Annotated in this window: 13 protein-coding genes; 12 read left to right on the top strand and 1 reads right to left on the bottom strand. The window is 59.9% G+C overall.

Annotated elements, in window-relative coordinates; translation table 11 throughout:
* Nucleotides 1-297 precede the first annotated feature (297 nt).
* From AR456_RS06645 to AR456_RS06605, 9 genes are all read left to right on the top strand, one after another.
* A complete protein-coding gene (locus AR456_RS06645) occupies nt 298-1740 on the top strand; it encodes a Na+/H+ antiporter NhaC family protein (protein WP_021820588.1) in 1443 nt (480 codons plus the stop codon).
* Nucleotides 1741-1783: 43 nt separating this feature from the next.
* Nucleotides 1784-3445, top strand: a complete 1662-nt coding sequence (locus AR456_RS06640; protein WP_021820587.1) for a gamma-glutamyltransferase family protein — start codon at nt 1784-1786, stop codon at nt 3443-3445.
* Between the two features lie 2 nt (nt 3446-3447).
* Entirely contained in the window at nt 3448-4062 is a 615-nt protein-coding gene (locus AR456_RS06635) for a chromate transporter (RefSeq protein ID WP_021820586.1), read from the top strand.
* Entirely contained in the window at nt 4059-4589 is a 531-nt protein-coding gene (locus AR456_RS06630) for a chromate transporter (protein WP_021820585.1), read from the top strand. The genes AR456_RS06635 and AR456_RS06630 overlap by 4 nt, the downstream gene beginning before the upstream one ends.
* Nucleotides 4590-4791: 202 nt before the next feature.
* Nucleotides 4792-5760: a Bug family tripartite tricarboxylate transporter substrate binding protein gene (locus tag AR456_RS06625; RefSeq protein ID WP_021820584.1), complete on the top strand. Its 969-nt coding sequence runs from the start codon at nt 4792-4794 to the stop codon at nt 5758-5760.
* On the top strand, nt 5757-6311 hold the full coding sequence (locus AR456_RS06620) for a tripartite tricarboxylate transporter TctB family protein (protein ID WP_081694711.1): 555 nt from the start codon (nt 5757-5759) through the stop codon (nt 6309-6311). Before AR456_RS06625 ends, AR456_RS06620 begins: the two co-directional genes overlap by 4 nt.
* Nucleotides 6312-6401: 90 nt before the next feature.
* Entirely contained in the window at nt 6402-7901 is a 1500-nt protein-coding gene (locus AR456_RS06615; RefSeq protein ID WP_021820582.1) for a tripartite tricarboxylate transporter permease, read from the top strand.
* 209 nt (nt 7902-8110) lie between these two features.
* Nucleotides 8111-8422 carry a putative quinol monooxygenase gene (locus AR456_RS06610; protein WP_021820581.1) on the top strand — a complete coding sequence of 104 codons (312 nt, stop codon included), beginning with the start codon at nt 8111-8113 and terminating at the stop codon, nt 8420-8422.
* Nucleotides 8423-8474: 52 nt separating this feature from the next.
* Nucleotides 8475-9059 (top strand): NAD(P)H-dependent oxidoreductase, encoded by a 585-nt coding sequence (locus AR456_RS06605; protein ID WP_021820580.1) that lies wholly within the window; start codon nt 8475-8477, stop codon nt 9057-9059.
* On the opposite strand, the gene AR456_RS06600 is transcribed toward AR456_RS06605, so the two are convergent.
* On the bottom strand, nt 9033-10061 hold the full coding sequence (locus tag AR456_RS06600; protein WP_021820579.1) for a LysR family transcriptional regulator: 1029 nt from the start codon (nt 10059-10061) through the stop codon (nt 9033-9035). The two genes, AR456_RS06605 and AR456_RS06600, sit on opposite strands and share 27 nt — an antisense overlap.
* Before the next feature lie 202 nt (nt 10062-10263).
* On the opposite strand from AR456_RS06600, the gene AR456_RS06595 reads away from it, so the two are divergent.
* The 3 genes from AR456_RS06595 to cysK all read left to right on the top strand — a co-directional run bounded on the left by AR456_RS06595 (nt 10264) and on the right by cysK (nt 15957).
* Nucleotides 10264-11628, top strand: coding sequence for an efflux RND transporter periplasmic adaptor subunit (locus AR456_RS06595; RefSeq protein ID WP_162148486.1), 1365 nt, complete (start codon nt 10264-10266; stop codon nt 11626-11628).
* Entirely contained in the window at nt 11625-14792 is a 3168-nt protein-coding gene (locus AR456_RS06590) for an efflux RND transporter permease subunit (protein WP_021820577.1), read from the top strand. Before AR456_RS06595 ends, AR456_RS06590 begins: the two co-directional genes overlap by 4 nt.
* Nucleotides 14793-14985: 193 nt before the next feature.
* Entirely contained in the window at nt 14986-15957 is a 972-nt protein-coding gene (gene cysK, locus AR456_RS06585) for a cysteine synthase A (protein WP_021820576.1), read from the top strand.
* Nucleotides 15958-16268: the final 311 nt, after the last annotated feature.

Below are 16268 nucleotides of genomic sequence, written 5' to 3'. Positions count from 1 at the left end.
ACCGTCATTCTCATCTCTCTCGCCACTCCTGTCACTCTTGTCACTCCTGTCATCCTGGCCACCCTCGTCGCCCACTTCGCCCGCTGCGCGCTTGCCAATGAGAATGCAGGTTACGTGCTGGATTGACGTTCGCCAAGCGCCAGGGCATAGTCGAAAAAAATCGATTATTTCAACTTAGAGCGATTTTTAACACAACAATCGAATTATTGGCACAGGTCATCACGACCAACAAGCACGCGATCAAGCAGTACAGAACGCACCACAACAACGATAAAACCCCAGCTTAGAGAAACGATCATGTCCGACTCCAGCACTACCGCTGAGACTATCGTCTCGCCATCACTCAGCGGCTTTCGTCACCTGATGCTACTGTGCATTGCTATCGGCACCCTGCTTGTCTCCATCATGCTGTTGGGTATCCCCACGGCGGTGTCGCTGATCGTTGCCGGTAGCCTGGCCATGGGCCTGTGCCTGTTGTGGGGGATTCCCTGGGCACGCCTGGAAGCCGATCTGCTCAAGGGCATTCAGGCCATGCTGGTGCCTATCCTGATTCTGATCTGCGTCGGCATGATGGTTGGCGTGTGGATGCTGTCTGGCACCATTCCAGCGATGGTAACCCTCGGTCTGGAGCTGCTGACCCCTGCGTTGTTTCTGGTGGTGGCTTGCCTGTCATGCTCGATGATGTCGATCATGGCTGGCACGTCCTGGGGTACGCTGAGCACCATTGGTGTGGCCCTGATGGGAGTTGCGATCGGCCTCGATATCCCGCCCGCCTGGGCCGCCGGCGCGATCATCACCGGTACCTTCTTCGGCGATAAGCTTTCGCCGCTGTCGGACACCACCGTCATGGCCGCAGCGGTGTGCGAGGTCAATATCGTCAGCCACATTCGTCATATGCTGTATTCCACCCTCCCCGCTTACCTGATCGCGTTAGGCGTCTACGCCTGGTTGGGCAGCAGTATCAGTGTTGCGGAAATCGGCACTGCCGAGCAGACCTCCGAGATCATCTCGACACTTCACACGCTGTTCAACACCAACCTGATCACCCTGATTCCACCGCTGGTGGTATTCGGCTGCATCCTGTTGAAGAAGCCGGTACTGCCGTCCTTTGCCATCGGTATCGCGAGTGGTGCCTGCATTGCGCTGCTATTGCAACACGCCAGCCTCTCCGAGATCGGCCAGGCAATGAATGGTGGCTACGCCGCCAACACTGGCATCGAAATGATTGACGACATGCTCTCGCGTGGCGGCCTACAAAGCATGATGTCGACCGTCGCGGTGCTGATCGCCGCCTCCGTGCTGGGCACACCGTTCAAGAGTGCCGGTACCCTGGATGCCGCGATCACCATGCTCAACAAGCGCCAGGCCGGACGCCGTCAGGTGCTCGGCGGATCCATGGGCCTACACAGTCTGGCCTTCCTGCTGACTGGCAGCTATTACGTGACCTTTTCATTGCTGGGGCCGCTGCTGCGCCCATTGGTGGCCAACAGCGGCACACCGACGAAGAATCTGTCGCGCATCATGGAAGATACCGGCACCACCCTTTCCCCGCTGGTGCCCTGGGGTGTCACAGGCGCCTTTACTGCCGCCACGCTGGGCGTCTCGACGGCGGACTTCTTCATCTACGCGATTCTCTGCTACGCAACGATTCTGTTCTCGCTGTTCTACGTACTGACCGGTATTGGTCTCGGTCATCAGCACGCGACACAGCGCCTGAGTACTTCTCAGTCGACTCGCTAGCCATTTTCAACAACCACCTTCAATAGCCATGACAGGAGCCGCCATGACTACGCTGGTCCCGAACGATACTGACGCCAAGGGCTATCCCGATGCGACGCCCTATCCCTCTCGCCGCAGCCCGACCTATTCGCGCAATGGCATGGTGGCGGCATCACAGCCACAGGCCGCTCAGGTCGGTCGCGATATTCTGGCTCAGGGCGGCAATGCGGTAGATGCGGCAATCGCCACAGCGGCAGCCTTGACGGTGGTCGAGCCTACCGGCTGCGGTATCGGCGGCGATGCCTTCGCGCTGGTGTGGATCGCCAGCGATCAGCAGGGCAATGGCCAGCTCCACGGCCTGAATGCCAGTGGCACAGCGCCGGCGGCGCTGACTCGAGAGGCCGTACGCGAGGCCGGACACGACAGCATGCCGCTCTACGGCTGGACGCCGGTCACGGTACCCGGCACGCCTTCTGCCTGGGCGGAACTGTCACGCCGCTTCGGCAAGCTCGACTTCGCCAGCTTGCTTGAGCCCGCGATTCGCCTGGCGCGCGATGGCTTTCCGGTGTCTCCGATCATTGCCAGCCTGTGGCAGCGTGATACTGCCAACTTCAAGCGCAAACTGGAAAAAGGCGCCGCAACCCGCCCCTGGTTCGAGACCTTTACCGTTGATGGCGAGGCGCCCCAGACAGGTGATTGGTGGCGCTGCGAAGCCCAGGCCCGCACCCTCGAGAGCATTGCCAGCACTCAAGCGGAAAGCTTCTATCGCGGCGAACTGGCGGACCAGATCGATGCCTTCTCGCGCGACACCGGCGGCTTGCTGCGCAAGGAAGACCTGGCGGGCTATCACCCTGAATGGGTCGAGCCGATTTCGGCACGCTATCGCGACGTCGATGTCTGGGAAATCCCGCCCAATGGCCAGGGCCTGGTGGCGCTCATGGCATTGCGCATTCTGGATGGTTTCCCCCCTTCTCACCGCGATGATCCGCAACTGCTGCACCGCCAGCTCGAGGCCATGAAGCTGGCCTACACCGACGGCAAGGCGCACATCTCTCAGCCCGACCATATGAGCTGGTCGGTCGAACAACTGTTGTCGGATGCCTATACCGAACAGCGCCGCTCACTGATCGGCGAACAGGCCATCGACCCGCAACCGGGTAAGCCCAATGCCGGTGGTACCGTCTACCTGGCCACTGCCGATGCAGACGGCAACATGGTGTCGTTCATCCAGAGCAACTATCACGGCTTCGGCTCGGGGATCGTGGTCCCGGATACCGGCATCGCGCTGCAGAACCGTGGTCATGATTTCAGCCTCGACAAGACCCACGATAACTGCCTGCAACCCGGCAAGAAGACCTTTCACACCATCATTCCCGGCTTCCTGACCCGTGGCGGTAAAGCGCTGGGCCCCTTTGGTGTGATGGGGGGATTCATGCAGCCTCAGGGTCATGTTCAGGTAGTGATGAACCTGGTCGATTTCGGGCTCAACCCGCAGTCCGCGCTGGACGCTCCACGTTGGCAGTGGCTGGGCGAACGCACCATCGGCATCGAGCACGGTTACACCCCGGCGCTGGTGCGTGCCATGTCGGCACGTGGGCACGATATGCAGGTCGCCCATGACAGCCGCAGCTATGGCCGCGGCCAGGTGATCCTGCGCGACCCCGACACCGGTATTTACTGTGGCGGCACTGAGCCACGCACCGATGCCGCCATTGCGGTGCTGTGACCATGGTCGATTCCTCTCCCGACACGCCACATTCTGTCCGCGGACAGGGCCACTTGTTCATGGCCTTCTTCCGTATCGGCATCTTCGGCTTCGGCGGCGGTCCTTCGATGATCCCGCTGGTCCACCAGGAAGTCGTCAAACGCTACGCATGGATGGATGACGAAGCCTTCGCTGACGTGCTGGCCATCGGTAATACGCTGCCCGGCCCGATAGCCACCAAGATGGCTGGTTATATTGGTTATCGCGTTGGCGGTGCCTTCGGTGCGATCAATGCCGTGGTCGCGGTGACGGTGCCATTGGTCATCGCCATGATCGGCCTGCTGGGTATCTATGCGCTGTTCGGCGACCAGCGCTGGGTGCATGGCATGGGCCTTGGTGTGGTGCCGGTGGTGATGGTGATGATGGCGCAACTGACCTGGGACTTCTTCGCCAAGTCCCGCGCCGGAATGGGCTTGATTGCGACCCTGGCGATGGGCGTTGTGGCGGGAGTGCTGATTCTCGTGCTCGGCGTACACCCGGGGCTGGTGATCGGCGGCATTCTGATCGCGGCTCTGCTGCGCCCGGACCCTCAACGCCGCAAGTCAGACCTCCAGAAGAATGAGGAGTCTGCGCCATGATCTACTGGGAGCTGTTTCTCGCCTTCTTCATCCCCAACATCGTTGGTTACGGCGGTGGCCCGGCGATCATTCCATTGGTCGAGAACGAGGTAGTCGGCACCTACGGCTGGATGACGCACCAGCAGTTCGCCGAAACCCTGGCCCTCGGCAACGCTCTGCCCAGCCCCATCGCCACCAAGATGGCCGGCTATATCGGTTATGACGTTGCCGGTATCGGCGGCGCCTTCGTCGCACTGTTCGCCACCGTCGGCCCTTCGCTCCTGTTGATGCTGGTAGCGCTGGGCACCCTGTACCGCTACCGCGACTCGATCAAGGTCAAGTCGATGAGTCAGTGGGTACGCCCGGTGGTCATGGTGTTGATGGCCGGCTTGACCTGGAGCTTTCTACAGGAAGGCGTTGATGCCTCCGGCTGGTTGCACACCCTGATCATCGCAGCCGTCGCGGCGGCACTGCTGCTGAAGACACGCATTCATCCGGCACTGGTGGTGTGCTTCGGCCTCGGCTACGGCGCGCTGTTGCTGGGCTGATACTGGAATGGGCAAGTCGCGCCGATATCGATTCGGCGCCGCTCACGCTTCCATTCAGAACCAGAGCAAGAGCAAGAGTAAGAGTAAGAGCAGTTCATATCGACAACCGCTCATATTAACAACCGCTCATTTCAACAATCGCTCATATCAACAATCTCTCATATCAACAATCTCTCATATCAACAACAAGAGGACTCCTCCGATGGGCAAGCGAACTTTTACTATGACCACCGCGATATTGGCTGCCAGCCTGGCAATGGGCACGGCCTCGGTGAGTCTGGCCCAGGATGATAGCTATCCCGACAAGCCAGTGGAATTCATCGTCCCCTGGTCGCCGGGTGGCGGTAGCGACACCCTGATGCGACTGGTGTCGCACCATGCCGAGGAGCATCTCGGCCAGGCGCTGCCGGTCATCAACATGCCTGGTGTCAGCGGCACCACCGGACTCAAGGACCTCGCGCGCCGCGATGCCGATGGCTACACCATCGGTCAGGTGCACGAGGGCTTGATGGTGGCGCACCACACCGGTCTGACTCAGCAGAACTGGGATGACTTCACGCCGGTTGCTGCCGTCACTCAATCGCCTCAGTACCTGACGGTGCCGGGCGATGCGCCCTATACCACCTATGAGGAATTCGTCGAGTACGCCAGCGAACACCCGGGTGAGATCCGCTTCGGCGTTACCCTCGGCGGAGTGCCCCACCTTCATGCTGCGATGATGGAAGAGGCCGAGGATCTCCAGTTCCGCTATGTCGGTTTCGAGGGTACCGGTGAGCGCATTCGCGCGCTGGTCGGTGGCCATATCGATGCCGCCATCGGCGATATCTCATCCAGTGGTGAGTTCGTCAAGAATGGGGATCTGCGCTTCCTCGCGGTTGGCAGTGAAGAGCGCCAGCAGGAAACGCCGGATGTGCCGACCTTCGCCGAGTTGGGCCACCCCGAACTCAAGCTGAATATCGTTCGCGGCATTCTTGCCCCCAAGGGGACTCCTCAGGCACAGGTCGACACCCTGGCTGCCGCCTTCGAAGCCATGAGTGGCGACGAACAGTACGCCAGGGAAGTCCACAATGCTGGTGCCAGCGTAGTCTATGAAGGGCCCGAGGCCTTCGCTGAATACCTCGAGCAGACCAATGCCACCATCGAGCGCCTCGCTGGGAAGTTGGCACGATGAACGCTCCATCCTCATCCCGCTCCTCCTCGGAGGAGCGGCCCGTTCCATCGCCACAGCGCAGAGAGATGAACCGCGGTGAACCACTGGCTCATCTGATCTTGAATGGCTGCCTTGCGCTGCTGTTCACCGCGCTATTCCTGCAGGCGGGTAACCTGCCCTCCTCGATGTGGGAACCGCTGGGTTCCGGCAGTTTTCCGCGCCTGGTACTGGCCATCCTGGTGGTCATCAACCTGGCCATCATGGTCAAGGAGCTGCGTCGCTTTCGCGCTCTACCTGCGGGCAAACCGGGAATGGTCAGCGAGTGGATCAAGCGCCATCGTCTGGCCTTCGGTGTACTGGCTCTATTGGCCGTCTACATCCTTTGTGTGCCCTGGTTGGGATTTGCGCTGGCGTCACTGGGTTTTGTACTCGCAGGGCAATGGCTGCTCGGTGCGCGCACTCCCCGCAGCCTGGCAATCGCGCTGGTCATCGCGCTGTGTTTCTCCTTCGGTATTGACCTGCTGTTCCGCGAGGTCTTTGTCATCAGCCTGCCGCGGGGTCTGCTCGGCTGACATGCTCAATCGCGACATACTCACCAGCAACACGGCCAATAGCGACAAAACCAGTCATTGCAGAACCCATCATCACAGAGGAATGCCAACATGATGGATGCGCTGCTGTCCGGCATGGACCAGCTATTCACCCTTTCCACGATGGCTACCATGCTGTTGGGAGTGGTGGCCGGTGTGATCGCGTCAGCGATTCCCGGTTTTACCATCACCATGGCGATCGTGCTGACACTGCCACTGACGTTCTCCATGCCACCGCTGCAAGGTGTCGCCACCATGCTGGCGGTTTACGTCGGCGGCTATTCCGGCGGCCTGATTTCGGCGGCGCTGCTGGGCATCCCTGGCACGCCGTCCTCGGTCGCTACCACCTTTGATGCCTTTCCCATGGCTCGCGCAGGACAACCGGGACGCGCCTTGGCACTGGGCATCTGGGCGTCATTCTTCGGCGCCTTGATCAGTGCCATCGTGTTGATGGTGGCTGCGCCCCCGCTAGCGCTGGTGGCAGTCAAACTAGGCTCCTGGGAATACTTCTCGCTGATCATCTTCGCCATGACGGTGGTCGCCAGCCTGGTCGGCAAATCAATGCTCAAGGGCCTGTTGAGCGGATTACTGGGGCTGTTGATTGCCACGGTGGGCTCCGACCCGATGATGGGGGTGCCCCGCTTCACCTTCGACAGCGACCTACTGGCCAATGGTTTCCCCTTTCTGGTGGTGCTGATCGGGATCTTTGCGGTCAGTCAGTTGCTGTCGGAAGTCGAAGACGCCGACCAGGTCGCAAACAACAAGCCCCTGCTGCCCACAGAGGTCTCCTTTCGTCCGCTGGACGGCATGCGTGAGACTCTCAGCTACCCGGTCAACCTGGTACGTTCATCGTTTGTCGGGGTGTTCATCGGTGCGGTACCCGGCGCAGGTGGCAGCATCGCCAACCTGCTGGCCTATGATCAGGCCAAACGCGCGTCGAAAACTCCCGAGAAATTCGGTACCGGTACCCCGGAAGGCGTGATTGCTTCTGAATCAGGCAACTCGGCGACTTCAGGCGGCGGCCTGATACCGATGATCGCGCTGGGCATTCCCGGCAGTGCCGTGGATGCAGTACTGATGGCCTCGCTGATGGTGCATGGCATCGGCGTGGGGCCAAGATTGATACTCGATCATGGCGATCTGGTCTATGGCATGTTCATGGCCATGCTGGTGGCCGCCGCAATGGTGCTGGTGGTATGTCTATTCAGCATGCGACTGTTCCTGCGCGTGACCGCCATTCCGAAGTCGATCATCGTGCCGGTGGTACTGGTGTGCTGCGTGATCGGTGCCTTCGCGCTGAACAACCGCATTACCGACATCTACCTACTGTTGGGCGTCGGCATTTTCGGCTACATCCTCAGCAAACTCAGCTATCCACTGGCACCCTTGGTACTCGGTGTGATCCTTGGTCCGATTGCCGAATCCAACCTGCGCCGGGCGCTGATGTCGGACGACAACTGGATGCTGTTCCTCACTCGGCCCATATCGCTGGCTCTGTTGGTGCTGGCAGCTGTCTCGATTGTTCTCGCCATTCGTCACCACCGCCGTCATCGCAGCGTGCAGACTGCTTGACCCTCTCTCCCGTGACCGGCCGCCCCGGTCGGTCACGGGTATTGCGGTGCCGCAGCAGCCACCTTCAGCAGTTACCCTCAGCAGTTACCCCCCAACAGCGTAAAAGTGTTTTTCACTTTGGCGGGTTTTTCGCCGCTCCTGCATCCCTCACACTCGCCGCATTCATTAGCCAGCTAGCGAATGATCCATCATTCGCAGGGAGCCTAATCATGCTGTGCGTCGTTGCCACGCTGAAGATTGATCCGGAACACACCGACCAGGTACTCAAGGCATTGCAACAGGTCACACCTACCGTACAGGACGAGCCCGGCTGCATTACCTATCACCCTTGTGTGGATAGCGCGCAGGGCCTCACTGCTGACGTCCTTCCGCGTCCGAACACCATTACCGTGTTCGAAACCTGGGCCTCCGAAGGCGCGTTGCACCGTCACCTGGAAACAGCGCACATGCAGGAATTCCATCGTCAGGTAGAGGGCGTCATTGTCGAGCGCGATGTGCGTCTGCTCGACCCACAGGCCTGAAGCCAGGGCGCCACTACTGCGTGCCACATTTTCGAATGCTCGAGGAACCTGAATGAACATATTGCTGCTGAATGGCGCCAAGGCCTATGCCCACTCCAACGGACGCTACAACGACACCCTGCATGACATTGCACGGGGAGAACTGGCAGAACTGGGCCACCAGGTGCGGGAAACCCGTATCGATGACGGCTATGACCTGGAAACCGAAGTCGAGAAATGGCTGTGGGCCGATGTGATCATTCACCAGATGCCCGGCTGGTGGATGGGTGCGCCCTGGACGGTCAAGCGCTATCTCGACGAAGTACTGACAACAGGCCATGGTCGCCTGTATGCCAGCGATGGCCGGTCACGCCACGATCCGCAACGCCACTACGGCAGTGGCGGCCTGCTGCAGGGCCGCAGCTACATGCTGTCACTGACATGGAATGCGCCCCTTGAGGCCTTCGATGAACCCGGCAATTTCTTCGAGGGCCAAGGCGTCGATGGTGTCTATTTCCCGATGCACAAGGCCCATCAATTTCTGGGCATGAGCCCTCTGCCGACCTTCCTCGCCAACGATGTGATCAAGGCCCCGGACATCGACGCTCACTGCGCCGCCTATCGTGATCATCTACGCAAGGTTTTCGACCAGGCTTGATGGCACCGGATCCAGCACACTGCCGGAGGCCGGTCCGCCCGCTGCGGCAAACGCTTCACGGTGTTTGCCGTACATTCTGTCGAACCCCGGAATGCGCTGCTCCCACATCGGTGGAGACCCCACCATCTCGCGCATGATGTCCATGAGCAGACGCGTGCGCAGCGGTACCTGACGGTGGGGATAGATCATATTGATGACGCCAAAGGGTTCCAGCGGCAGATCAGTCATCACGGGTATGATCGAACCATCGAGCACGTCGTTGCCAACGGCAAAAGCCGGCAGCACCCCAATCCCCATGCCCGCGCGCACGCCACGACGAATCACTTCCACTTCACTGGTGCGTACCAGACTGTTGAGTCGCAGTTGCTGTGCGACGCCATTGGCATCCCGATAACGCAGGAAATCAACCTGCAGGTCACGCGATGACCAGGTCAGCGCCGGCAGCGATGCCAACTGCTTGAGGTCTCGAGGCTCGCCACAGCGGTCAATGAATTCCGGACTGGCACCAATCAACAGATGGTTGAGCGCCAACGGCTGGGCAATCAGATTGGAATCCTCCAGATCCCCTACCCTCAACGCCAGGTCATAGCCCTCGGCGATCAAGTCAACGCGCCGCTCCTCAAGCTGTAGGTCAAACTCTACATCCGGGTACTGAGCATGAAAGCTGCGCATGGCATTGAAGCCTATGCAGCGCCCCAATACCCCCGGAGCACTGATTTTCAGGCGCCCGCTCAATCCCTGCCCGAGACTTTCGGCCAGAGTTTCCGTGTCGTGTATCCACTCGCGCAATACTCGCCCCTGCTCGACCATGGTCTGTCCGGCCTCGGTCAGCGATAGCGAGCGCGTGGAACGATTGATCAGCCTGACACCCAGATCCTGCTCCAGCCGAGCAATGTGCTTCGAAACAACGGATCGGTCCATCTCGCGGCGCTTGGCAACTTCAGAAAAGCTCCCCAGCTCCGCGACTTCCACCAGCATCAGAATACGGCTCGGAGTATCCATATACGGCTCCAGTGTGGTTTCCAGCAAGCCGCACTCCCGAGCAACAAGCCAGTCCTCATCATTCAAGCGACTGACTGGCTACCAATACGACCGCCAGCTTGCGTGCAATTTCAGCAACAATAATGTGCGACCGACTGGTCTAATACAACCTTGTTTTAACTCTTACACTGGCAGGCAACCTTCATCAGGACCCTTTGCAGCCATGCCAAGCATAGACATCATCGCGGCTGCGGCAAGTTCGCAGCCCTCAGAATCGTTATTGCCCTTTTCTCAATCACCGCAATTAGCTCAATCACCGCAGCCACCATCACGCCGAGCCCATCACAAACGCTGGCGAGTCTGGGGACTGGCCGCTACCGTCGCCCTGCTTGGTATGGCGCTGAGTGCGTGTCAGCGCGCCCCTGCGGACGACTCACAGGCTTCCAACGCCCCTCTTCCCGTTATTGAAGTGGTCGACGCCGTGCGCCAGCCCATCGCCACCTGGCATCAGTACACCACTCGCCTGGAGGCTCCCGAGCGCGTTACCGTTCGTCCCCGCGTCAGTGGCCAGATCGATGAGATCATGTTCACCGAGGGCGCCAGCGTCGACGCCGGAGACCTGCTGGTCGTACTTGATCCGGCTCCCTTCGAGGCCAATATCCGCGAGCTCGAGGCCCAACTGGAACGCGGTCGTGCCGAATTGGCTCAGGCTCAGGGCGAGGCCAACCGCGCCTCGCAACTGGTCGGTCGTAATTTGATGTCGCGGGAGGAAGCCGAGGCACGGCACAGCAATTCTCGTGCGCTGGGCGCTCAACTCTTGGCCCTTGAGGCACAGTTGGATAGCGCCAGACTCGACCTCGACCACTCTCGATTGCGTGCGCCGATCAGTGGACAGATTTCCAATGCCCAGTTGACCGAAGGCAATCTGGTGACCAGCGGCGAGAGCATCTTGACCACTCTGGTCAGCACCTCAGCGGTCGATGCCTATTTCGATATCGATGAACGCACCTGGAACCGTGATTTTGCACAGCTCAGCGCGACAACCGGTTGGCCAGTGGAATTGCAACTCGCCGGACAGGATGACTTTGCCTTCGATGGCCGCCTGGACTTCATCGACAACCGCGTTGATGCCGACACAGGAACCCTGCGCGTTCGCGCCCGCTTCTCGGCCGATCATGCTTCGTTGCGTCCCGGAGCTTTCGCGCGCCTTCGCATCGCCGCTGCACGCCAGAAACCCGGTGTGTTGGTGCCGGATCGCGCCGTAGGTACCGATCTCGATAGCCGCTTCGTGCTGACTGTCGACGACAATGGATTGGTCAACTACTCCCCGGTCACCGTGGGGAGCCGCTTTGGCGCCTGGCGTGAAATCACCTCCGGCCTTCAGGGTGGTGAGCAAGTCGTGGCGGCAGGGCCTGCCAAGCTACGCCCCGGCATGACCGTTGACGCCAGCGAAGTGCCCGGACCTGACAGTGAAAGCTTGAGCCAGTTGGCAGAGCGTACCCAGCGCCTGGCTTCCCAACTGCGTGATGCTCCATCGCTGGCACAGGATGAGGCGGTTGCGGCGACAAGCCATGGGGGACGTTCATGAATCTGTCGGGCTTCTTCATACGGAGACCGGTATTCGCCGCGGTCCTTTCCATCCTGATCGTGGTTGCCGGCAGCCTTGCACTGATCAAGCTGCCAGTATCCGAGTACCCCGAAGTGGTGCCTCCCACGGTCGTGGTGCGTGCCACCTACCCCGGTGCCAACCCCGATGTCATCGCGCGGACGGTGGCAACCCCGCTGGAGCAGGAGATTACGGGGGTCGAAGGTATGCTGTATCTCGACTCCCAGGCCACAGCAGACGGCAACCTGACTCTGACCGTGACCTTTGGTCTTGGTACTGACCTGGACCAGGCTCAGGTCAATGTTCAGAACCGTGTTGCCAGAGCCACGCCGCGTCTACCACAGGAGGTTCAGGCGCTGGGGGTCACTACGGAAAAATCCTCGCCCAATCTGAGCATGGTCGTCCACCTGACCTCACCTGATGGGCGCTATGATCAGTTGTGGTTGTCCAACTTCGCGCGCCTGAACCTACAGGACGATATTGCTCGTCTGGACGGCGTGGGTGATGTGCAGTTGTTTGGTGCAGGCGAATACGCGATGCGTGTATGGCTGGACCCTGATGCCGTAGCGGCTCGTGGCTTGAGTGCCGCGGATGTCGTCAGTGCACTCCGCTCCCAGAACCAGCAGGTGGCCGCGGGTAGCCTCGGGGCGCAACCGAGTGCCGACCACAGCCAGTTCCAGCAGCTGTTGAACGTCAAGGGCCGCCTCGAGACACCGGAGGAGTTCCGTGACATCGTGATTCGTGTCGACCCAAACGGCCGTGTGACTCGGCTGGGCGATGTGGCACGCGTTGAACTGGGCGCGGATCAGTACGCGCTGCGTGCGCAACTGGATGGCTTCGATGCCGTGGCAATGCCGATCTTCCAGCGGCCGGGGTCAAACGCCATTGCGCTATCGGATGCTGTGCGCAGCTATATGGCCGAGGCTCAACAGCAGTTCCCCGATGGCGTCAGCTATGACATCGTCTATGACCCCACGGTGTTCGTACGTGGCTCCATCGAAGCGGTAGTCCATACCCTGCTGGAAGCCATCATGCTGGTTGTAGTGGTCGTAGTGATCTTCCTGCAGACCTGGCGTGCATCACTGATTCCGCTGATCGCGGTACCGGTGTCGCTGATCGGCACCTTCGCGGTCATGCAGTTATTGGGGGTATCGATCAATACCCTGTCACTATTCGGTCTGGTACTGGCAATAGGTATCGTGGTCGATGATGCGATCGTGGTGGTGGAAAACGTCGAACGCAATATCGAACTCGGCCACTCACCGTTCGACGCGACACGTATCGCAATGTCCGAGGTCACCGGCCCGATCATTGCCATTGCACTGGTGCTGACCGCGGTATTCGTTCCCACTGCCTTCATCAGCGGGTTGAGCGGCCAGTTCTATCAGCAGTTTGCGCTGACCATCACCATCTCGACGCTGATCTCCGCCTTTAACTCTCTGACCCTGTCGCCGGCATTGTCAGCGCTGTTGCTCAAGGCTCATGATGCGCCGCCTGATCGGTTCACTCGCATCATCAACGCGCTGTTTGGAAAATGGCTGTTCAGACCATTCAACCGCATGTTCTCCGCGATGTCACACGGCTATACCAGCCTGATCAAGCGCCTGTTGCGCCTCGGCGTGATCGTCGGCGTGGTGTATCTCGGGCTACTGCTGTTGACCGTCAAGGTCTTCGATGCTGTGCCGGGAGGCTTTATCCCTTCCCAGGACAAGCAATACCTGGTAGCGATGGCACAGCTTCCCGATGCTGCCAGTCTCGATCGCACCAGCGATGTCATCGATGAAGTGCAACGTATTGCTCTGGATACGCCCGGCGTGGAGCACACGGTGGCCTTTCCCGGGCTATCGGTGAATGGCTTCGTCAATGCCTCGAACTCCGGTATCGTCTTCACTACCCTGGATGACTTCGAGGACCGACAATCTCCAGAGCTCTCCGCCGATGCCATTGCCGCGGAGCTCAATGGCCGCCTCTCCGCCATTGACGAAGCCTTTGTCGCGGTCTTCCCACCGCCGCCGATATTAGGGCTGGGCACCACCGGTGGCTTCAAACTGCAACTTCAGGACCGTGCCAACCTGGGCTTCGAGGGCTTGTTCGGCGCCGTGCAGAAGGTGGTGGATGCCGGCCAGCAGGACCCGCGTCTGGCGAGTGTCTATTCGAGCTTCCGCATCCAGGTTCCCCAGTTCGATATCGATGTCGACCGGGAACAGGCGATGTTGATGGGTGTACCGTTGGATAACGTGTTCGATACCCTGCAGATCTATCTTGGCTCGCTGTATGTCAATGACATCAACCGTTTTGGTCGCACCTACCAGGTCCGCGCCCAGGCAGATGCGGACTGGCGGCTCGATCCGGAAGCGATTCGCCAGCTCAAGGTGAACAGTAGTGACGGGCGCATGATACCGCTGGGCAGCTTTGTCTCGATCATGCCAACCACGGGACCTGACCGAGTCATGCACTACAACACCTTTGTCAGTGCCGACATCAATGGCTCCCCGGCGCCGGGCGTCTCCAGCGATCAGGCCAAACAGGCCATCGAGGAAATTCTCGCCGCTCAGCTTCCCGAGGGTATCGGCTATGAGTGGACAGAGGTTACCTACCAGCAGGAGTTGGCAGGCAACACCATGATCTACATCTTCCCGCTGGTGGTAATGCTGGTGTTCCTGGTGTTGGCAGCACAGTACGAAAGTTGGTCTCTGCCGTTCTCGATCATCCTGATCGTGCCCATGACGCTGCTGTCGGCGATGGCTGGTGTATGGTTGAGCCAGGGCGACAACAACATCTTCACCCGTATCGGCCTGATCGTGCTGGTGGCGCTGGCATGCAAGAACGCCATCCTGCTGGTCGAGTTCGCTCGCGAGCGCCAGAACGCAGGAGAGTCCCGCGTACAGGCTGTGCTCACGGCTTGCCGGTTGCGCCTGCGGCCGATCCTGATGACCTCTGTCGCCTTCTCCGCCGGGGTAATACCGCTGATGCTGGCTACCGGCGCTGGCAGCGAGATGCGACAGGCGATGGGGGTTGCGGTGTTCTATGGCATGATCGGCGTCACTGTGTTTGGCCTGCTGCTGACGCCACTGTTCTACGTCGGAGTCCGGCGCCTGGTGGAACGGCGTCGCCACGCGACCAGGCCGGTCGAAATCCCAGCCTGAATCACCAAGCCTGGCATGCCGACTTTCGAGTGGTATGCCAGGCTATATCCGTTACTCTCTATCCTTCGACCCGGCAAGGATTCAATGCGGATATCTCACTCATACTCAGGCATGATAACCGCCGGATTCCTATGTACTCCCGCACCTCTGCCTGGAGCATGTGCGGCGAGCCGTTTTCGGAAAGGAGCATGATATGGCGCGCATTCACGATGACAACTCCCGTTCCATCGGCAACACGCCGCTGGTCCGCCTCAACCGTGTCAACAACGGCGCCACGATCTGGGCCAAGATAGAGGGGCGCAACCCCGCCTACTCGGTGAAGTGTCGGATCGGTGCGGCAATGATCTGGGACGCCGAACAGAGCGGTAAACTCAAGCCCGGCATGACCATCATTGAACCGACCAGCGGCAACACCGGCATCGCCCTCGCCTATGTGGCAGCAGCTCGTGGTTATCCGTTGGTGTTGACCATGCCCTCGTCGATGAGTCTGGAGCGGCGCAAGGTGCTCAAGGCATTGGGAGCGCAGTTGATCTTGACCGAGCCCGCGAAGGGCATGCCCGGTGCCATCGCCGAGGCCGAGGCTCTTGCCCAGTCCGACCCAGACAAGTATTTCCTTCCTCAGCAGTTCAACAACCCGGCCAACCCGAAGATCCACGAAACCACCACCGGTCCGGAAATCTGGGAAGACACCGACGGTGAAGTCGAAGTCTTCGTCTCGGGTGTCGGCACTGGCGGTACGCTGACAGGGGTTTCGCGCTACATCAAGCACACCCAGGGCAAGGCGATCACCACAGTAGCCGTGGAACCCACCGCCTCGCCGATCATCACTCAGGCCATGGCCGGAGAAGAACTGAAACCCTCGCCGCACAAGATCCAGGGCATCGGCGCAGGCTTCGTTCCCGACAACCTTGATCTGTCACTGGTCGATCGTGTCGAACAGGTATCAAACGAAGATGCGATAGAGATGGCTCACCGCCTGATGCGCGAAGAAGGCATCCTCGGCGGTATCTCCTGCGGAGCCGCTGTGGTCGCTGCCGTGCGCCTCTCCCAGCAACCGGAATTCCGCTCGAAGAACATCGTGGTCATTCTGCCGGACAGCGCCGAACGCTATCTGAGCACAGCCTTGTTCGAAGGCATGTTTGGTGAGCAGGAAACCCAACCGTAGTCTCAGCACTACACACCACACGCGACGCAACGTAACTCCATCGAACTACAGTGGGCGTTTCCCCAAGTGAAACGCCCACTGGGCCTGCGTCATGATGTTTCAAGCTCAACCAGTACGTGCAGCACCTTCTTGCACATGCACAGGCGCTAAGGTAGGCTCCGAAATGTATGTTTGACATTAAATATACAATAAACATCACTACTGTCGACTTTTGATCTGCATGTCCCATGCCACCAATTGTATGCTGCAGGTCGCCTATTCGGAGCATGACAATCTCCAGCGACCACGTCAGAGCAGTACACTGCATCAGC

This window comes from Halomonas huangheensis (genome assembly GCF_001431725.1).
In the GTDB taxonomy this organism is placed as follows: domain Bacteria; phylum Pseudomonadota; class Gammaproteobacteria; order Pseudomonadales; family Halomonadaceae; genus Halomonas; species Halomonas huangheensis.
The sequence above is the reverse complement of the archived record's forward strand: the minus strand, read 5'-3'. Positions and strand labels throughout refer to the sequence as shown.

What these genes read in the sequence shown, in the direction of transcription:
- AR456_RS06620 (WP_081694711.1), top strand. Translation starts at nt 5,757, where the DNA reads ATGAACGCTCCATCCTCATCCCGCTCCTCCTCGGAGGAGCGGCCCGTT.
- AR456_RS06625 (WP_021820584.1), top strand. Translation starts at nt 4,792, where the DNA reads ATGGGCAAGCGAACTTTTACTATGACCACCGCGATATTGGCTGCCAGC.
- AR456_RS06595 (WP_162148486.1), top strand. Translation starts at nt 10,264, where the DNA reads ATGCCAAGCATAGACATCATCGCGGCTGCGGCAAGTTCGCAGCCCTCA.
- AR456_RS06610 (WP_021820581.1), top strand. Translation starts at nt 8,111, where the DNA reads ATGCTGTGCGTCGTTGCCACGCTGAAGATTGATCCGGAACACACCGAC.
- AR456_RS06605 (WP_021820580.1), top strand. Translation starts at nt 8,475, where the DNA reads ATGAACATATTGCTGCTGAATGGCGCCAAGGCCTATGCCCACTCCAAC.
- AR456_RS06645 (WP_021820588.1), top strand. Translation starts at nt 298, where the DNA reads ATGTCCGACTCCAGCACTACCGCTGAGACTATCGTCTCGCCATCACTC.
- AR456_RS06590 (WP_021820577.1), top strand. Translation starts at nt 11,625, where the DNA reads ATGAATCTGTCGGGCTTCTTCATACGGAGACCGGTATTCGCCGCGGTC.
- cysK (WP_021820576.1), top strand. Translation starts at nt 14,986, where the DNA reads ATGGCGCGCATTCACGATGACAACTCCCGTTCCATCGGCAACACGCCG.
- AR456_RS06630 (WP_021820585.1), top strand. Translation starts at nt 4,059, where the DNA reads ATGATCTACTGGGAGCTGTTTCTCGCCTTCTTCATCCCCAACATCGTT.
- AR456_RS06600 (WP_021820579.1), bottom strand. Translation starts at nt 10,061, where the DNA reads ATGGATACTCCGAGCCGTATTCTGATGCTGGTGGAAGTCGCGGAGCTG.
- AR456_RS06615 (WP_021820582.1), top strand. Translation starts at nt 6,402, where the DNA reads ATGATGGATGCGCTGCTGTCCGGCATGGACCAGCTATTCACCCTTTCC.
- AR456_RS06640 (WP_021820587.1), top strand. Translation starts at nt 1,784, where the DNA reads ATGACTACGCTGGTCCCGAACGATACTGACGCCAAGGGCTATCCCGAT.
- AR456_RS06635 (WP_021820586.1), top strand. Translation starts at nt 3,448, where the DNA reads ATGGTCGATTCCTCTCCCGACACGCCACATTCTGTCCGCGGACAGGGC.